The 17,923-nt window shown below is 45.5% G+C and carries 15 protein-coding genes; 1 reads left to right on the top strand and 14 read right to left on the bottom strand.

All coding sequences use genetic code 11. The features are described from left to right. The 13 genes from D8886_RS09290 to D8886_RS09225 all read right to left on the bottom strand — a co-directional run. Positions 1-884, bottom strand: an 884-nt coding sequence (locus tag D8886_RS09290; protein WP_142999461.1) for an ABC transporter ATP-binding protein, incomplete at its 3' end; no start/stop codon positions are given. A gap of 200 nt (positions 885-1,084) precedes the next feature. Then, positions 1,085-2,455 (bottom strand): 23S rRNA (uracil(1939)-C(5))-methyltransferase RlmD, encoded by a 1,371-nt coding sequence (gene rlmD, locus D8886_RS09285; RefSeq protein ID WP_125435307.1) that lies wholly within the window; start codon positions 2,453-2,455, stop codon positions 1,085-1,087. Positions 2,456-2,539: 84 nt separating this feature from the next. Continuing rightward, entirely contained in the window at positions 2,540-3,889 is a 1,350-nt protein-coding gene (locus D8886_RS09280; RefSeq protein ID WP_048771477.1) for an LCP family protein, read from the bottom strand. An 18-nt stretch (positions 3,890-3,907) separates the two neighbouring features. Then, entirely contained in the window at positions 3,908-4,741 is an 834-nt protein-coding gene (pheA, locus tag D8886_RS09275) for a prephenate dehydratase (RefSeq protein ID WP_125435305.1), read from the bottom strand. Next, positions 4,738-5,214, bottom strand: coding sequence for a shikimate kinase (locus tag D8886_RS09270; protein WP_125435303.1), 477 nt, complete (start codon positions 5,212-5,214; stop codon positions 4,738-4,740). The genes pheA and D8886_RS09270 overlap by 4 nt, the downstream gene beginning before the upstream one ends. Next, positions 5,207-6,490 carry a 3-phosphoshikimate 1-carboxyvinyltransferase gene (gene aroA, locus D8886_RS09265; protein WP_125435301.1) on the bottom strand — a complete coding sequence of 428 codons (1,284 nt, stop codon included), beginning with the start codon at positions 6,488-6,490 and terminating at the stop codon, positions 5,207-5,209. Before aroA ends, D8886_RS09270 begins: the two co-directional genes overlap by 8 nt. Positions 6,491-6,621: 131 nt before the next feature. Next, positions 6,622-6,960 carry a YlbF/YmcA family competence regulator gene (locus D8886_RS09255; RefSeq protein WP_002897285.1) on the bottom strand — a complete coding sequence of 113 codons (339 nt, stop codon included), beginning with the start codon at positions 6,958-6,960 and terminating at the stop codon, positions 6,622-6,624. 18 nt (positions 6,961-6,978) lie between these two features. Then, complete coding sequence (locus D8886_RS09250) at positions 6,979-8,085, bottom strand: prephenate dehydrogenase (protein ID WP_125435299.1); 1,107 nt, start codon at positions 8,083-8,085, stop codon at positions 6,979-6,981. Positions 8,086-8,101: 16 nt separating this feature from the next. Then, positions 8,102-9,268 carry a chorismate synthase gene (aroC, locus tag D8886_RS09245; RefSeq protein WP_125435297.1) on the bottom strand — a complete coding sequence of 389 codons (1,167 nt, stop codon included), beginning with the start codon at positions 9,266-9,268 and terminating at the stop codon, positions 8,102-8,104. Positions 9,269-9,359: 91 nt separating this feature from the next. Further along, positions 9,360-10,427, bottom strand: a complete 1,068-nt coding sequence (aroB, locus tag D8886_RS09240; protein WP_111675612.1) for a 3-dehydroquinate synthase — start codon at positions 10,425-10,427, stop codon at positions 9,360-9,362. 10 nt (positions 10,428-10,437) lie between these two features. After that, positions 10,438-11,292: a shikimate dehydrogenase gene (locus D8886_RS09235; RefSeq protein WP_111675611.1), complete on the bottom strand. Its 855-nt coding sequence runs from the start codon at positions 11,290-11,292 to the stop codon at positions 10,438-10,440. After that, complete coding sequence (aroD, locus tag D8886_RS09230; RefSeq protein ID WP_002900029.1) at positions 11,282-11,959, bottom strand: type I 3-dehydroquinate dehydratase; 678 nt, start codon at positions 11,957-11,959, stop codon at positions 11,282-11,284. The genes D8886_RS09235 and aroD overlap by 11 nt, the downstream gene beginning before the upstream one ends. Further along, positions 11,956-13,119 (bottom strand): class I SAM-dependent rRNA methyltransferase, encoded by a 1,164-nt coding sequence (locus D8886_RS09225; RefSeq protein WP_125435295.1) that lies wholly within the window; start codon positions 13,117-13,119, stop codon positions 11,956-11,958. The genes aroD and D8886_RS09225 overlap by 4 nt, the downstream gene beginning before the upstream one ends. Positions 13,120-13,369: 250 nt before the next feature. On the opposite strand from D8886_RS09225, the gene D8886_RS09220 reads away from it, so the two are divergent. Next, a complete protein-coding gene (locus D8886_RS09220; protein WP_125435293.1) occupies positions 13,370-15,565 on the top strand; it encodes an LTA synthase family protein in 2,196 nt (731 codons plus the stop codon). Positions 15,566-15,620: 55 nt separating this feature from the next. Here the strand turns inward: D8886_RS09220 and pulA are convergent, their stop codons facing one another. Next, positions 15,621-17,918 (bottom strand): type I pullulanase, encoded by a 2,298-nt coding sequence (gene pulA / locus D8886_RS09215; RefSeq protein ID WP_125435291.1) that lies wholly within the window; start codon positions 17,916-17,918, stop codon positions 15,621-15,623. Positions 17,919-17,923 lie beyond the last annotated feature (5 nt).

Genomic DNA, 17,923 nt, shown 5'->3' with positions numbered 1-17,923 from the left:
ACCTCATACACTATTTCTTCGATGCTTTCTTCAACTTCTTCAAAAAATATCATCTCAAAATTATTAAAGATATTATTTTTTACCTGACTATCTTTCACTTCAACAATCAATCTTTTATTTTCTACTTGATAAGATAAATCAGGAAACAATCTCTCAAAAGCATCTTTATCAGAGTTTGAAATACCAATTCTATATTTAACCCACCTAGTATTTTTCCCAAAGATTTCTGAGAAACTACCTTGCTGTATTATTCTCCCGCTACGCATGATACAAATTCTTGTTGATATTTCTTTTGCAAAATAGATATCATGAGTCGTCATGAGAACAATGGTTCCTTTTTCTTGGCTGAGAGTTAGTAACAATTTCGCAAACTGCTTTTTGGCAATGACATCCAGACCATTGGTTGGCTCATCTAAACACAATACTTTTGGCTTACAAAGTAATGCAATAATCAAAGACAATTTTTGTCTCGTTCCTTGTGACAATTCGGACACCAAGACATCAACATAGGGATGGAAAGCTAGTTTATTAAATAAATCCTCCAATTCATCCTTAACCTGATCACGCGAACTTTTATTCAGATGTAAAAAGTAATCAATATTTTGATTTGCCGTCAGATATTCATAGTAGCCTCTACCGCTTTCTAGTACAAGCTTGACATTGTTATGAATATCTTTCGAAGTATTCTTACTGCCAAAAACAAATACATCACCTGCGTCTTGTAACATTAAGCCAGAGATAATTTTTATGAAAGTTGATTTACCTGCACCATTGGTGCCCACTATAGAAACAATCTCTCCTGAATGCGATTCAAAGCTAGGAATGTCCAATACAACTTTACCACGAAAATTTTTCTTTAGATTGCTTATAATAATTTCATTCATACTCGCATTAACCTATTTCGATTACTAATACTTTGAACTGTCAAAAATTTACAAACAAGGATTTTTGAATTACTTTCTCTAAAATGTTCCTACGTTTTCACCAGCAAAGCTACACACTCAGCGGTTCAGATTTTCCGTATCATCTCGTCGGTTTCCCTCCTCATTCTACGAGTCCTATCCCATGGGCGGAGCATCTACTTCTACTTCGCTGATACCTCAGCTCGTACAAGCAGCGATACCGCCTCAACATGATGCGTTTGAGGAAATAAGTCCACCGGCTGTACTTTCTTCAACTCATATCCTAATTCTTGATAGAGTTTGATATCACGCGCCATGGTTGCGACATTGCAGGAGATATAAGTGATTTTTGGGGGCTCCATGCTGACGCTGGCTTTGATGAAGCTCTCTGTCAGGCCTTTTCGTGGTGGATCGACAAGGATGACATCCGCTTGGATACCCTCTTTAAGCCAGTTTTGGATGGCTTCCTCAGCAGGGGCGCAGACATAGCTGGCGTTGGTAATGCCGTTGATTGCCGCATTCTTTTGACTATTTTCGACAGCTTCTGGGATCACTTCGACACCATAGACCTGCTTGACCTGCTTGGCAACTGATAGACCGATAGTCCCGATGCCAGAGTAGGCATCCAGCACTACATCTTCTGTGGTCAGCTCGGAAAAGTCAATGGCTGTCTGATAGAGCTTTTCTGCCATCTCCGTATTAACCTGGTAAAAGGCAGGCGCAGCAATCTGGAAGTCATTTCCCAGCATCTGGTCGGTAATGTAGTCTTGACCATAAAGCATTCGCCAGTCTTTTCCGAAAATCGCATTGCCCGGCTGATCATTGATATTCTGCATAATGGACTTAATAGCTGGGAAAGCCTCTGTCAAGCGGTCCATCAGCTGCTCTACTCGGAAAATCTTGGGACGAGTTGTCACTAGAATCACCATAATTTCCCCTGAATAATGGCCGCGGCGGACTACCAGATTGCGAATAAGTCCAGTCTTTTCTTGCTCATCATAAGGTTTGAGGTCAAAACGACGCAACAAATCACGTGTAAAGAGGATAACTTGGTCAATGACTGGATCCTGAATATAAAAATCTTCAATCGGCAGGAGGTCATGGGAATTTTTCCGGAAAAATCCTGTTTCCAGCTGGCCATTAACACGGCGGACAGGCACTTGAGCCTTATTACGGTAGCCCAGCGGCTGCTCCATACCAAGTGTAGGCGGCACCTCAACATCAGACAAACCAGCAATCTTATAAAGACTATCCTTGACCTGCTTGCGTTTGAAGTCCAGCTGGGCTGGGTAGTTCAGATGCCCCAAGTCGGCAATCCCCGTACGCAGATAAGCCATATCAAGATTTTCATTGCGCTGGTTTGAAGTACGGAGAAATTCCTCTACCTTGCCAAAGCCGATTTTTTTGTTGACCTTGAGTACACGCATGCGGATGAGCTCACCCGGCAGGGCATTTTCCACAAAGAAAACTAGGCCTTCTGCCTTGGCAACTCCAGCTCCCTCATGGCTCAGATCCACGATTTCAACTTCAATCATATCATTCTTTTTTAACATATTTTTCTCTTTCTGCTTTATCGCTCTGCCATTTCCCAAAAGAAAAGGCAGGACATCGTCCTACCTTTCATTATATCATATATCTTATCTGAGACCCATTTGCTGCAGTCTTTCTTTATAGGCTTCAAAGTCAATCAAGAGCCCTTGGCCACCGTACATGTCATAGGTATCAACCCAGTCGCCATTTTCCGGAATCGTCAGGCGCTCAACCCCATTGCGGGAATCTCCTGCCATAGAGAGGCCATTAGTCAAAAGGAAGCTATAAGGCACATTGGTCGAAGTCAAGGCAAAGACCTTACCTAGGGCCTCTGACCCGGTAAAGAGCTTAGTCGGATCTTTGACCTGCTGGAAAACAGCTGTCAAAACTTCCTGCTGGCGGCGGGTCCGGCCAAAGTCACCCTCGTCATCCTTACGGAAGCGAGCGTAGTTGAGCAAGGTCCGACCGTCCATCTGCTGCTGACCGACCTTGATTGTTTGATTGGGCACCACACCGTCTTTCATATTCAGGTCATCTGGCACTTCAACTTCTGTCACCTTTTCCCCATCAATGGTTGAGAACTGGGCATTCATACTGACGCCATTTGGGAAAAGGGTGTCAATAGCTGTCGCAAAGGTCTGGAAATCCACCAGTGCATAATATTTGATGTCCAAATCAAAATTATCTTTGAGCATCTGGCGGACATAGTCTGCACCGCGGTTGTGGTTTTGCTCCCCAATCGTGTAGGCAGAATTGAGCTTTTGGTCATAGTAATCTGCCTGTGACGGATCAGTGTATTCATTGCTGACGCCATCAATGTGAATAAGGGTATCACGCATAAAGCTGACTAGTTTAACCTTGTGATCCTTATTACCAACATTCAAGACCATAATGGAGTCGGTCCGTGTCTCAGTCGAGTCATCACCAACTCGGCCGTCCGTCCCAAGAATGAGGATATTCACTCCGTCCTTAGTATCCTTGCCGTCAAAGAATTCCGTTTCTGCCGGTTTAGAATTTCCATTATGAGCTGTCGTCAAGCCTTTGACAAACATGAAAATCATGCCCCCCAAGACCATCAGCAGGAAAATTCCTACCCAAAGCAAAATTCGTTTCAAGCGGATTTTTTTGCGGGGTTTCTTAGGCTTGTCTTGTCCCAGAGCAGCTCCTGCCAGAGCTTCCGGCGCCTTCTTTTGCCTTCTGCTGCGAGAAGAACGCTCAGGGTACTTGGGCAAGAGGCCAGAAGAATCCATTTCCACTGGCTCTTGCTCATAGGCGTCACTAACTCTATGCGGCTGCTCTTCATGGTCCGGCGCACTGGCTGAACCGCCAATCCCCTTGGACTTCTGACGCAGATAGTCAAATTCTTTCTTTTCTTTATCGTTTAGATAATAATAATTTTTATAGAGATAATCTAAGCGGAGCTGTTCATGATGGCTAAGATTTTCTGGTTTCTTCATCTCTTCTCCAATCTACTGCTACTTGTCCTGAATCAGAAACACACTGTAGCTACCAAAAATTTTATAAGTAATTCCAAGACTTGTCAACTCTTGATAGGCAAAATCCGCCAATTTTTTCTGTTCGTTGTCAATGTCAATAATGAAGAAATACTCTCCCAGAGCCGTTTTTAGAGGTCGGCTCTCAATCTTGGTCAGGTCAATCCCTCGCCAAGCAAAGGTTGATAAAGCCTTATAGAGAGCACCTGGCAGATTGTCCGGCAAGGTCAAGGCCAGTGTCTGCTTGTCTCCTGTCTTGGTCAGTTGAAGCTCAGGTACCTCATGACCCAGAATCCAGAAGCGGGTATAATTTTCTTCCATTTCCTGAATATCGCTGGCCGCTACTTTGAGCCCGTACTCTGCTGCAGCCGTGCGCGGGGCAATAGCCGCAAAATTCTTTTCAGGATGCTCTGCCACAAAACGAGCTGCATAGGCCGTACTAGCCGTCACCTCAATGGCAGCCTGTGGATAATGCTGGCGGATGTATTTCTTTCCTTGAGCAATAGCCTGCGGGTGAGAAAATATTTTCTCAATTGGCTTTTCTAAATCCGTCACTAAAAGCTGCTGCTTGATGGGCTGCACAATCTCAGCCACCGCCTGAATGTCTGCTTGATGAAAGAGATAGTCCAGCGTCTCATGGACACTGCCCTCAATGGAATTTTCCACCGGAACAACCGAATAATCCACTTCTCTAGCCTCATAAGCCTTCATGACCTCGGTGATATTCTGATAAGGCACCAAGTCCTCACTGGGAAAGGCAGCTTGAGCTACATGGTGAGAAAAGGAGCCTCTGGGACCTAAAAATGCTATTTTCATTGAATTTCCTCAATAATTTCCTGCGGGCTTTTGAGCCTCGTATCGACAATCTGGGTCGCCACTTCCTCATACCAGGCCTGACGCTGCTCAAAAATCTGCTGCAAGTCTGACTTGCTCTGGTTTAAGAACAAGGGCCGTTCCTGCTCAGCATCCTGCTGGATTCTCTGATAGAGCGTTTCAAAATCTGCTTTCAGATAGATATTGTCAGCATTCTGAGCCAGTAATCTGCGGTTTTCAGGGCTGACGACTACACCGCCGCCAGTTGAGACGACCAAGTCCGTATCGATCAACTCAGCCAAGAGTTGGGCTTCAGCAGCCCGAAAGGCCGCTTCACCATGCTGATCAAAATAGTCCTTGATGGACATGCCCAACCGCTGGCAGAGTAGTTCATCCATATCGACAAAGTTTTGAGCTAAGCCTCTGGCCACTGTGGATTTCCCGACTCCCATAAAGCCCAGCAATATCTTAGCCATGCATCAAGCCCTCCAAGTCACTGAAGAAGCTTGGATAGCTGGTTTTAATAGCTTCAGACCGCTCAAGTTCTACCTGACCGCTTTGAACCAACAAAGCAGCAATCGCCGTCATCATCCCGATGCGATGGTCGCCAAAGGTGTTGACCTGTGCACCGTGAAGAGGTGTTTTCCCTTCGATAATCATGCCGTCTTCCGTCGGGGTAATAGCTGCGCCCATGCTATTGAGAGCGTCTGCTACTACCTGGATCCGGTCGGTTTCCTTGACCTTAAGCTCCTCAGCATCACGAATAACAGTCCGTCCCTGAGCCTGAGTCGCAAGAAGCGCAATAATCGGCAACTCATCAATCAAGCGTGGGATAATCTCGCCGCCAATCTCTGTTCCCTTAAGATCAGACGTCTCAACGGTGATGGTAGCAGACTTGGCTACTGGATCGACATCTGACAGCGTCATCCGTCCGCCCATAGCCTCTATTACTTCTAGAATACCTGTACGAGTTTCATTGATGCCAACATTTTCTAAAACAATCTTAGAATTCGGCACAATCAGTCCGGCAACCAACCAGAAGGCCGCACTGGAAATATCACCTGGAACCGTCACTTCCTGAGCAGTGAATTCCTGACCGCCCTGAATACGGATTTCCTTGTCCTTGACCTCAATTTGCCCGCCAAACTGGACAATCATATCTTCTGTATGATTACGAGTGATTTCCTTTTCAATAATAACCGACTCTCCCTGAGCTTGCAAGGCAGCAAAAATCAAGGCCGACTTAACCTGAGCAGAAGCCACTGGCAGCTGATAATGAATAGGCTGCAGTTCCCTGCTGCCCTTCATCTTGAGCGGTGGTAAATCACGCTCAGTCCGACCAGCAATCTCTACTCCCATCTGCCGCAGAGGAATAGTCACCCGATCCATAGGGCGCTTGGATAGACTGTCGTCACCAAACATCTCCGCTTCGAAATCCTGACCGGCCAAAACACCAGAAATCAAACGGATAGACGTTCCAGAATTCCCCATATCCAGCTTATTTTTCGGTGCTTGCAGACCTTCAAATCCTACGCCATGTATCTTGACTAGATTTCCATCGTCCTCAATCTGCACACCTAAGTCACGAAAAACCTGCATGGTGGACAGCACATCTTCTCCTCGCAGAATGTCACGAACAGTAGTGACCCCCTTGGCCAAACTGCCAAAAATAATGGAACGGTGACTGATGGATTTATCTCCAGGTACGCGGATACGGCCCTTCAGACCTCTTGCATTGGTTGATAATTTCATAGGTGACCTCGTACTTTCCTTTGTTGCTTCTTATTTTATCATAAAAAGACCAGAAATTCTTAAAATTTCTGGAATCCTAGCTAAAGCAAAAAGAATCCGGGTATTCAGCCCAGATTCTTCTTTTTTTTAGTTTACTTAAGCAAATCTTGTACCGGATCAAAGATAATACGCTCAATGTCCGCCAGATAGATGGACAGTTGCTGCTGCTTATTGAAGAATTCAGAAAGAACAGCATTGCCCTGAATCTTCTCACCAAAGGAAGTCATCTTGTCCTGCACCTCCTGGGTCGGTACCTGACCAGTCTGAGCCAGCTGTTGCAACTCCTGCTGGAAAGCCAGATAATCCGCAAAAATAGCCTTCGCTTCGCTATCAGCATCCACTGCTTTCTTACTTTCTGCGACGGCCTTGTACTCAGGTAAATCACGCAGATTTCTGCTCAGTTCATTGGCTAAATCATAAATATTTGACATAGAGTTCTCCAATCTATATTAGTCTTCGGACACTAGGTAATCCGTATGTTCTCTTACTATTTTAGCAGATTTTTCCAAATCTTGGTGATTTTTAAAGGTGATTTGCAGAATACCGTTGATATCTTCACGGTTTTCCTCGTTAATCCGAATATTGACGACTGAAATTCCGCGCAGAAGCTCCAAAATACCCAAAATCGCATCTTCTTCGTCGGGCACCTCAATAAAGAGGTCATAAAAACTATCCACACCAGCTCGCTTATGAATTTCCATCTGCTTGCGACTCTGCCGTCCTCGGTCAAAAAATTCCCAGATAGCTGTCTCGTCCTTAGTCTCAATCGCTGCGGCAACCTTGTCCAACTGGTCTTTAAAATCTTCCAGCCGATCCAAAATGGCTTCGGGATTTGTCAAGAGAATAGAGGTCCACATACCCGGCTCACTCTCCGCAATCCTCGTCATATCGCGAAAACCACCAGCTGCAAAAGACTGGGTCAGCTCATGCTCTTGGCTATAAGCTGCCGCTTGCTCCATAAGGCTGGAGGCTAAGATATGCGGAAAATGACTGATTTGACTGGTCACTCGGTCATGCTCGGCTGCGTCCACCTGGATAAAGCGGGCATGAAGACCACTCAGTAAGTCTTTCATTTCCTCAAGCGTACCAGGCTTGGTCAGACTAGAGGGGGTGAAGATATAATAGGCGTTTTCAAAGAGAGTAACATGGGCGGCCTTGGCTCCGGTCTTGTGACTTCCGGCCATAGGATGAGCACCGACAAAACGGATGGGCTTATTCTGCAGATACTTTTCTGCTGCTGCCACAATCTCAGCCTTGGTCGATCCAGCATCTGAGATGATAACATTTTCCTTCAGGTTCAGCTCCGCTAGATCCTTGATAAATGCTATGGTCTGCTTGATGGGCACAGCCAGAATAATCACATCAGCCAAGGGAGCAAAGGCGGCAAAATCATCCGTTACACGGTCTACTATTCCCCGTTCCAAGGCAATCTGTCTTGATTCCTCACCGCGGTTGTAGCCGAGAACTTCATACTCAGGGTGGTCACGCCTGATGCCCAGAGCCAAGGAAGCTCCAATCAGTCCCAGACCAGCGATATAGACCGTTTTTCTCTCCATGACCTTCTCCTCTCTTCTAAAAGTTCTTGACAAATTCCTGATGACGGGTTACCGCATCCTTTAGTTCTTCTAAGTTGTCCGAAGAAAACTTATCTAGGACTTCGGTGGCTAAAACTGTTGCCACCACGCTTTCCATGACAACACCCGCCGCTGGCAGAGCCGTAGGATCGCTCCGTTCCACTGTCGCCTTATAAGGCTCGTGGGTCTCAATATCCACGCTCATCAGTGGCTTGTAAAGAGTTGGAATGGGCTTCATGACACCTCGCACCACGATTGGCTGACCATTGGTCATACCGCCCTCAAAGCCGCCTAGATTATTAGTCCTGCGAGTGAAGCCATCTTCCTCAGACCAGAGGATTTCATCCATTACTTGACTGCCCTTGAGACGACCTGCTTCAAAGCCCACACCAAACTCAACTCCCTTGAAAGCATTGATGGACACGACTCCCTGAGCAATCTTAGCATCCAGCTTCTTGTCCCATTGGACATAGGAGCCCAGACCAACCGGCACACCACCAACGACAGTCTCAATGACACCACCGATGGTATCCCCGTCTTTCTTAATCTGGTCAATGTAGGCCTTGATTTCTTCTTCGCGATCGGGATTGACAATGGAAACCTCTGACTGGGCAGCTCTTTCCTTGATTTCTCCTACAGTCAGATTGTTCGGCACATCAATATCAATACCACCAAAGGTTACGATATGGCTGGCTACCTCTACACCGATTTCTTCCAGCAAACGCTTGGCTACTGCTCCGACTGCCACACGCATAGTCGTTTCACGCGCAGAAGAGCGCTCAAGGGAATTTCGCAAATCGTCAAAGCGGTATTTCATACCACCAACCAAGTCCGCATGGCCAGGGCGTGGTTTGGTAATCTTGCGCAGCCCTTTTTTCTTTTCATCCACATCTGCTGCGCTCATAATCTCCAGCCACTTCTGATGATCCAGATTCGTGACATTGAGAGTAATCGGGCCGCCCATGGTCAAGCCATGACGAACCCCAGACGTAATCTCGACTTGGTCGCTCTCAATCTTCATGCGGGCACCACGACCATACCCACCCTGGCGTCGCTTGAGCTCAGCATTGATATAATCAGCGGTCAGAGGAAGACCAGCCGGCACTCCCTCAATAATAGCTGTCAGACGTGGTCCGTGCGATTCACCTGCTGTTAAATATCTCATACATTTTCTCCTATTCTGAGATGGAAAAAACTGGACATTCTGTCTATTTTTTCATCCAAACTGTCCAATCGTCTTAAACTCCATCTGGCACTTATTTCTTCAGAAATTCTTTCATCTCTTCCAGCGGAATCTGGTGAATACTAGCCGAACCCAACTCAGGCACCAGTACTAGCTTGATAGAGTTGCCTCTAGCCTTCTTATCATGAGTCAAGGCCTGATAGAGAGCATTCTCATTCCAAGGCTGATAATCCACCGGCAAGCCAAACTTCTGACACATACGGACGATGTCTTCTGTAATTCCAGCTGGCATGAGGCCTTTCTTTTCAGCGACGCGGGAAACCTGTACCATGCCAATCGCCACTGCTTCACCGTGCATGACTTTTCCATAGCCTGCTGTCGCTTCGATAGAGTGCCCAATAGTATGACCGAAATTCAGATAGAGGCGGACGCCATTATCCAGCTCGTCCTCGACCACAATCTTACGCTTGACATCGCAGGAATGGTAGATGATGCTTTCAGCATGCTCCAAAATCGACTCAGGACTGCCATCCATTTCTGACAGCTCATCCCAGAGTTCCTTATCCTCAATCAAGCCGTACTTGACCACCTCGCCCATGCCTTCGATTAGTTCCCGCTGACCCAAAGTATGCAAGACTTCAGGGTCAATCAGAACTCCGTCAGGCTGGGTAAAAGTTCCGACCATATTCTTGGCCCAAGGCGTATTGACACCTGTCTTACCACCAATAGAGGAGTCCACTTGAGCAGTCAGACTGGTCGGAATCTGCACGAAATGCACACCCCGCATGTAGGTCGAAGCGGCAAAACCTGCCAAATCACCAACAACGCCTCCTCCCAAGGCTACGATACCATCACTGCGGGTCAGACCAACCTTGACCAAAAACTCATAGACTTTGTTGACCGTCTTTAAGTTCTTGCTGGCTTCACCCTCCAAAAAGTCAAAGACAAAGGCCTCAAACCCAGCCGCTTCCAAGCTCAGCTTGACCTTTTCCGCATAGAGTCTAGCCACTCGATTGTCCGTGACGATAACTACCTTCTGAGGCTCCCAAAGCTGACTCAGCCAACTTCCAGCCTGAGATAAAGACCCCTTTTCGATGAGAATATCATAGGGATGATGCGGGAGATTCACATTCAGTTTCATAAGCGCCTCCTTATTTATACAATTCTTCTAAACACTGCCAAATTTCCTGACTGGGCATGGTCTTGCCGGTCCAAAGCTCAAAGGCTTCTGCTCCCTGATAGAGCAGCATACCAAGTCCATTGATTGCTGTGACATTTTGATTTCTGGCCCATTTGAGAAAGGGCGTTTCGAAAGGTTGGTAGATAACATCTGCAACTAAAATCTGGCTGGGCAGCTCAAGCTGTTCAGGCAGGGGCATGCTGATACCATCCATGCCTAGACTAGTTCCATTTACCAGAAGGTCTGATTGATTGATTTTATCCTGCAAACTATCCGCATCTTCCAAAGTTAGTACCTGGATACGACTCTTGGTTTGGTGGCTGATAGCTGCCATCTTTCTGACAGTCTTCTCATAGGAAGCTTGCCGAGTAAAGACAAAAATTTCCTCTGCATTGTCCAAAGCTGCTTGAGCAATAATCGCTGTCGCTGCTCCACCTGCTCCCAAAATCATCATTTTTTTGCCCCGAATAGCAAAAGAAGGCAAGCTCTTAAAAAATCCCTTGCCATCTGTGTTATAACCAACTAAAATTCCATTTTTATTCACAACGGTATTGACCGCTCCGATAAGGCGGGCACTGACATCCAGCTCGTCCAGATAAGGTATCACTTCCTGCTTATAGGGCATGGAAAGATTGACACCAAACATATCATATCTGCGGATATTTTCTATACTGGCCTGCAGATCCTTTGCCTCTACTTCCCAAGCTAGATAGACACCATTGACACCAGTCTTTTCAAAAGCCATATTGTGAATAAGAGGAGAAATACTATGCTTAATTGGCTTGGCAACCACAGCAGCCATGCGGGTGTGGCCATTAATTTTCATTCAAAATCTCCTGGATTTTCTTCATATTGCTCAGAGAAATCTGACCGGGTGCTGACGCCATATCCTGACTGGCAAAAGACCAGCTGGAACCTGTCAAATCAGCCGCAATGCGTGAAATCTTGCCAACTTTTCCCATGGAAATGGTGACAAAATCCTGCTCAGGATTCAAAGTCTTGAAACCGCGAGTATAGTTCATCAAGTCCAGCACATCCTGCTCATTGTGAGCCATGACAGAAACCTTGACCACCTTAGGGGTCAGAGAAGTAAGCTCAGACAGGATTTCCATCATATTTTCAGGCGTCTCCTCAAAGTTATGGTAGCTCAGCACCAGATTAGGAAACTCTAGCATTTCTTCAAATTTCCCCTTGTGAGAGAAATATTCAAAATCGATATAATCCGGCTGGTAAAAACCGGCTACTTCCTTGATGAGAGCTACATATTCATCATCGGACAGTTCGATTTCTCCGCCTTCCTGACGGGTCCGCAAGGTGAAAATCAATTCACGTCCGGCAAATTTTTCAAAAATAGCTGGCGCAACATTTAAAATGTCATCCTTGGCCAGAAAATCTGCCCGCCATTCAATAATATCCGCTTCTTCGTAGCGTGATACATCAATTTCTTGAGCTTCTTCTAAACTCTTGGGCATTACAGAAACGACTAATTTCATTGGTCCACCTTTATTGTAAATACCTTGAGGTAATTACTGCTCCCGTCTTTTTTATTATAGACAAAGTCTGCTGGCAGGCCATACTCCGCAAGATAGCGGTGCTTTCTGCCAGCAAGGCCTTTTTCAATTTCTTGTTTAAACTTACTTTTGGAAAGATTGGCTGCATTGGTACTTAAAATCATGATTCCCTGAGGATTCAGGATTTCCAAAGCTTGTGCAACCAAACGATGATAATCTTTAGCAACCGAGAATGTCCGCTTTTTATTTCTGGCAAAGCTGGGCGGATCTATCACAATGACATCAAAGCTTAGATCGTGGCGCTTAGCGTATTTGAAATAATCAAAGACATCCATCACCTGAAAGCGGTGCTGATCCAATGTCAAACCATTGGCCAGAAAATGAGCTTCTGACAGCTCACGGCTGCGCTTGGCCAAATCAACTGATACTGACTGACTGGCACCGCCCATAGCTGCTGCTACTGAAAAAGCAGCTGTATAGGAAAACATATTGAGTAAACTTTTACCAGCAGCCAGACCATCTACCAGACTAGCCCGCACGTCGTGCTGATCCAGAAAGATACCGGTCATAAGACCGTCATTCAGAAAAACCTGATAGCGGACACCATTCTCTAAGACTGTGAAGGTTTCCGGTGCTTCCGCTCCGTAGAGATGAGCCGATTCATAGTCCAAACCCTTGAAACGAATCTTTTCATAAGCTCCCTGAATCTCTGGGAAAACCTTAACGAAGGCTGTCAGAATCTGCTCCTTGATAGCAAAGACAAAGCCATTGTACCAAGAAAAAAGCGCAAAGTCATTGTAGAAATCCACCGTGAAGCCACCGAAGCCATCCCCCTCTTGATTAAAGAGTCGAAAGGCTGTCGTGTCAGCCGAATGGAAATAAGTAGAACGTCTACTCTTAGCCTGCTCAAAGAGAGTTTGAAAAAAATCCGAGTTCAGCTCTACCTTCTTCTGAGAAATCAGCCAGCCAACTCCCTTATTCTGAGGAGAGAGATAAGCTATGCCTAAGAACTTTCCCTGACGGTTTTGCAGCTCCACACATTGATTCTGAAGCGAAAGAGCGCCAAAATCCTTTTTATCTAATAAAAGAATGCCCTTTCTCAGTTTTTCTTCTGCCTCTTGAGTAACAGTAAGTTTATTCATAAATTATATTATACCAAAGATTGTGAAAATTCTCAAAACATATTTTACATTTGAGTTAATAAAAGATTTCACAAACGAGTGCAAAATGACTATAAACCTCTCCATAGAGGGGATAAGGCTTTTATAGAAATATTACAATTTCGTCGATTTAAAATATCTCAAATGCGGCTCAAATTTTCCTTAACTGGAGAAATTATGTTATACTTAGAGGAGAAAATTTTTAGGAAATAAGACAAGGAAGTAACTTTTTGTGAAAAAAATAACCAAGAATTTACTCAATTTCATGAGTACGAGACTAGGTTTTGTCTTGATTTTACTGGTCCTCTATTGGATAAAAACCATGTGGGCCTATACGATTGATTTTAACCTTGATATCCAAGGTGTCTATCAAGTATTTTTAGCTATTATCAACCCTTTTCCTATCAGCCTCTTGCTACTAGGACTGGCACTTTATGTAAAACGAACCAAATTATTCTACAGCCTAGCCTTCGGAATCTATCTGCTCCTCTTTGCTTGGCTGGTATCTAATTCCATTTACTACCGCGAGTTCAGTGACTTTGTTACAGTAAACACTATGCTGGCTTCTAGCAGCGTTTCAGCTGGACTTGGGGAAGCAGCACTTGAGCTCTTCCGCCCTTGGGATATTCTTTATCTGATTGATTTCCCGATTTTGGCCTTCTTATTCTTTAAGAAATACATTCGTATGGATGACCGGCCTTTCAATAAACGCGCCAGCTTTGCTGTGACATCCCTGTCCGCCATGCTTTTCTCAGCCAACCTTTTCTTGGCTGAAATTGACCGGCCTGAGCTCTTGTCACGTGGATTTTCCAACTATTATGTCGTTCGGGCTCTGGGCTTGCCAGCCTTTCTAGGTTACAGTGCCAACCAGACATATACTGCCAATCGTGAGCGCTCCAAAGCTTCTGAAAAAGACTTGGAACCAGTAACAGAATATATCCAATCCCACTATGCGGAACCAAATCCAGAATATTACGGGATTGCCAAGGGTCGCAATGTAATCTACGTCCATCTGGAAAGCTTCCAGCAGTTCCTGATTGACTATAAGCTGCAGGCAGATGGGAAAGAGTACGAGGTGACACCTTTCCTCAACTCCCTCTACCACTCCAACTCGACTCTGGCATTCTCTAATGTTTTCAACCAGGTCAAGGCTGGTAAGACTTCTGATGCTGAAACCATGATTGAAACTGGGCTCTTCGGTCTCAATCAAGGCTCCTTTATGGTCAACTACGGTGGTACCAATACCCAGCAAGCAGCACCTTTTATTCTTTCCAAAAATGGCGGCTACACTTCTGCTGTTTTCCATGGAAATACTGGAAGCTTCTGGAACCGCAATACAGCTTACAAGCAATGGGGTTATAACTATTTCTTTGATGCGTCTTACTTTACCAAGCAGGACGACACCAACTCCTTCCAGTATGGTTTGAACGACAAGATTATGCTGAAAGATTCCATCAAATATCTGGAACACCTGCAGCAGCCTTTCTATGCTAAGTATATCACGGTTTCCAATCACTATCCTTACACGACAAGTCTGATTGGTGACGAGATTGGCTTCCCACTGGCCAAGACCAAGGATGAAACCATCAACGGTTACTTTGCCACTGCCAACTATCTAGATTCTTCTGTCAAGGCCTTATTTGACTATCTCAAAGAATCCGGCCTCTATGACAACTCTATTATCGTTCTCTACGGAGACCATTTTGGAATTTCCCAAACCCGTAATCCTAACTTAGCCCCCCTTGTAGGAAAGACCTCTGAGACTTGGTCCAACTACGACAATGCCATGATGCAGCGCGTGCCATACATGGTAGTGGTGCCTGGCATGGACAAAGGAAAGATAATTGATACATACGGTGGTCAAGTAGATATGCTGCCAACATTGGAGCATTTACTGGGCATTGACTCTAAGAACTACCTTCAAGTTGGACAAGACCTGCTGTCATCTCAGCATCAGCAAATCACAGCCTTCCGCTCCAGCAATAACTTTGTCACTCCAAAATACACTAGCTTCAATGGACGGACCTACTACACCCAGACCGGTGAGGAAATTACTAATCCTGACGAAACCATCAAGAAAGAGCTGGATGAGATTCGTAATGCCGCCAATACTCAGCTGAAGATGAGTGATGCCATTCAAACCGGTGACTTGATTCGCTTCTACAAGGGAAATGACTTGGGCAAGGTCAACCCTAAAGATTACTCTTATCTTAATTCAATGAAAGCCTTGTTGGCTATTGAAAAGGAAAAAGGCGACCAATCAACCAGTCTTTACTCCAAGCGAGGCAATGTCTCCACTGTGGACCTATTTAACTCGCCAAGCTATAGAGCACTGCATCCAGAGCAGTTCCAAACTAGCAGTAGCGACGAAGACAGCAGTCAAGAAGACGCAAGCTCTTCCAGCTCTAGTTCCACAGCCAATCCATAGATAACAAAAAAGCCGTAAGTCCAATGGACTTACGGCTTTTCTTGTAGCTAATATCTTATTGAATAACTTCAAAAACAGAAACCGTCAGATTTTCAACATAGAAAGGCTTCTTGTGACGACTATTGCCGACTAGGAGGCGCATCTTATCTGCATTAGGCAGATAATAAGGCAGTCCACTAGCATTAAAAATGACTTGATAATGCTTGTCATCCTTGATTTCAAAGATAATCAAACCACTGCCCTGCTCTGCTGATTGAACAAAGACATGCTTATAAATATCTTCATAGGTCTGATAAGAAAAGGCCTTGCAGCTTGTCTTGAGGCGAATGATGTCCTTGATAAAATCAATACTCTCTTGATGGTCCTGCAAAATATCCCAATTCACCTGATTGACTGCATCTGGCGCATTGTAGCTGTTCATTGCCCTTTCGCGATCACTGGGAAGAACTTGGCCGTCTTCTCCAGTCGCCACTAGCTTGGTACGGGAAAATTCCTGTCCCAGCTCCATGAAAGCCATGCCTTGCATGAGCAGATTCATAGCAGTTGCCAGCTCAATCCGCTTGGTGCGAGTCAGAACATCATCGTCGGGATGCAGCTCCGCAAGCAAATCATGCAGGTTGAAATTATCGTGAGCCTCCACGTAGTTAAGAACTTGATTAGGGCTGAGATAGCTGCCTAGCTCACTACTGCCAAGGATAGACTTAGCGACGATATCCTCCGTCGCCTGACCACTGACAAAACCAGCCTTGATGCCACCGTAAACCTCGGCTCCCTTAACCGCATCCCGCTCTGTATCATTGAAAAATCCAATCCGTGGTAACTGATAAGCATTGTCCTTCTTAGCCTTGTCTTCTGGTCTCAGACCCGTTCCCATATCCCAGCCTTCTCCATAGAGCAAGATTCGTGGATCCACCTCATCCATGGCCTGACGAATGGCATTCATCGTTTCCACGTCATGAATTCCCATTAGGTCGAAGCGGAAGCCATCTACATTGAACTCCTCCACCCAGTACAGCAAAGAGTCAATCATAAACTTGCGGAACATCTCATGTTCGCTAGCCGTCTCACTCCCCACTCCGGTTCCATTTTGGAAAGAGCCGTTAGGATTCATCCGATAGTAATAATCCGGTACTATAGCCTGAAAAGCCGAATCATAGGTCGAGTAGATGTGATTGTAAACAACATCCAGTGTCACAGAGATTCCCGCATCATGGTAGGCCTGAATCATCGTTTTCAAATCACGGATGGCCTGCGCTGGGTCGGCAGGATTGCTGGAAAAGCTAGTCTCTGGAGCATGATAGTTCTGTGGGTCATAGCCCCAGTTGTAGATTAGCTCCCCATTTTCATCATAGTTCTTGTGACGGTCAGAGACAGGCTGAAGTTGGACAACATTAACGCCTAAATCGCTGATATAGTCAAAGCCTGTTTTTTGCCCTAGATGATTGGTAGTGCCTGTTTGACAGGCCCCCAGGAAAGTCCCGCGCAGCTGACTGTCCACGCCTGAAGTCTCCGATTTGGTCAAATCCCGAATGTGCATCTCATAAATCACTGCTTGATTTGGATTATCCAAGCGCCAGAAAGCTTCTTTGCCTTGTCGGACCTGAAAACCAGCTACCTCTGTCTCATCCGCTCCAAGAATCGCTGAGCGTTTGCCATCTGGACTGGTCGCAACAGTATAGGGATCTCGAGTATAAAAATTGCGGTATTCAAAGCTAACATGGTAGTGATAAGTTTTGCCGGTCAAGTCTTCTGCTATTTCAGCTGACCAGACACCGATGGTATTTTCCTTATGGTCGTGGGAATATCGGTCACCTTTTTGCATTGGGAAGACTTTATAAACAGAAGCTTGATTGTCAGCTGATTCATACACTACCAGCTCTACCTTCCTAGCTGTCGGTGCCCAAACTTTGAAAGTATGTTTGCCGTCCGCCTGACGGTGTCCCAACCAGCCTTGATAGCCCCAGCATTCATCAAAATAGTCTGTTCTTAGAGCCATATCAAAGTTATGCGGACGCCGGCGTGAATACTGGTGACTCGTCGTTGCAGCCTGCAGGGAATAATAAACCTGCGTATCTCCCTCAATCAGCCAAATTTCCGTAACCAGATGAGGAGGCAACAAATCAATATGGTAGTCACAGGACTGGCTAGACCAGTCTGAACGTTTGATTATCACGTGAGCATGATCTAAGGGCTCCCAGGTTTGAAATGATAATTCCCCCTGAATACCAAAATAATCAAGTTTGAAAAAGGCTGCTTCCTGTCCCCATTGGTTTATTTGCCACTGCCACATATCATATGAGAAATAATCTCCAGTAGGATTGTGATAATGGACTAAGACTTTATAGTCTAGCATGTTCT

This window comes from Streptococcus sanguinis (assembly GCF_003943655.1).
Taxonomy (GTDB): domain Bacteria; phylum Bacillota; class Bacilli; order Lactobacillales; family Streptococcaceae; genus Streptococcus; species Streptococcus sanguinis_F.
The sequence above is the reverse complement of the archived record's forward strand: the minus strand, read 5'-3'. Positions and strand labels throughout refer to the sequence as shown.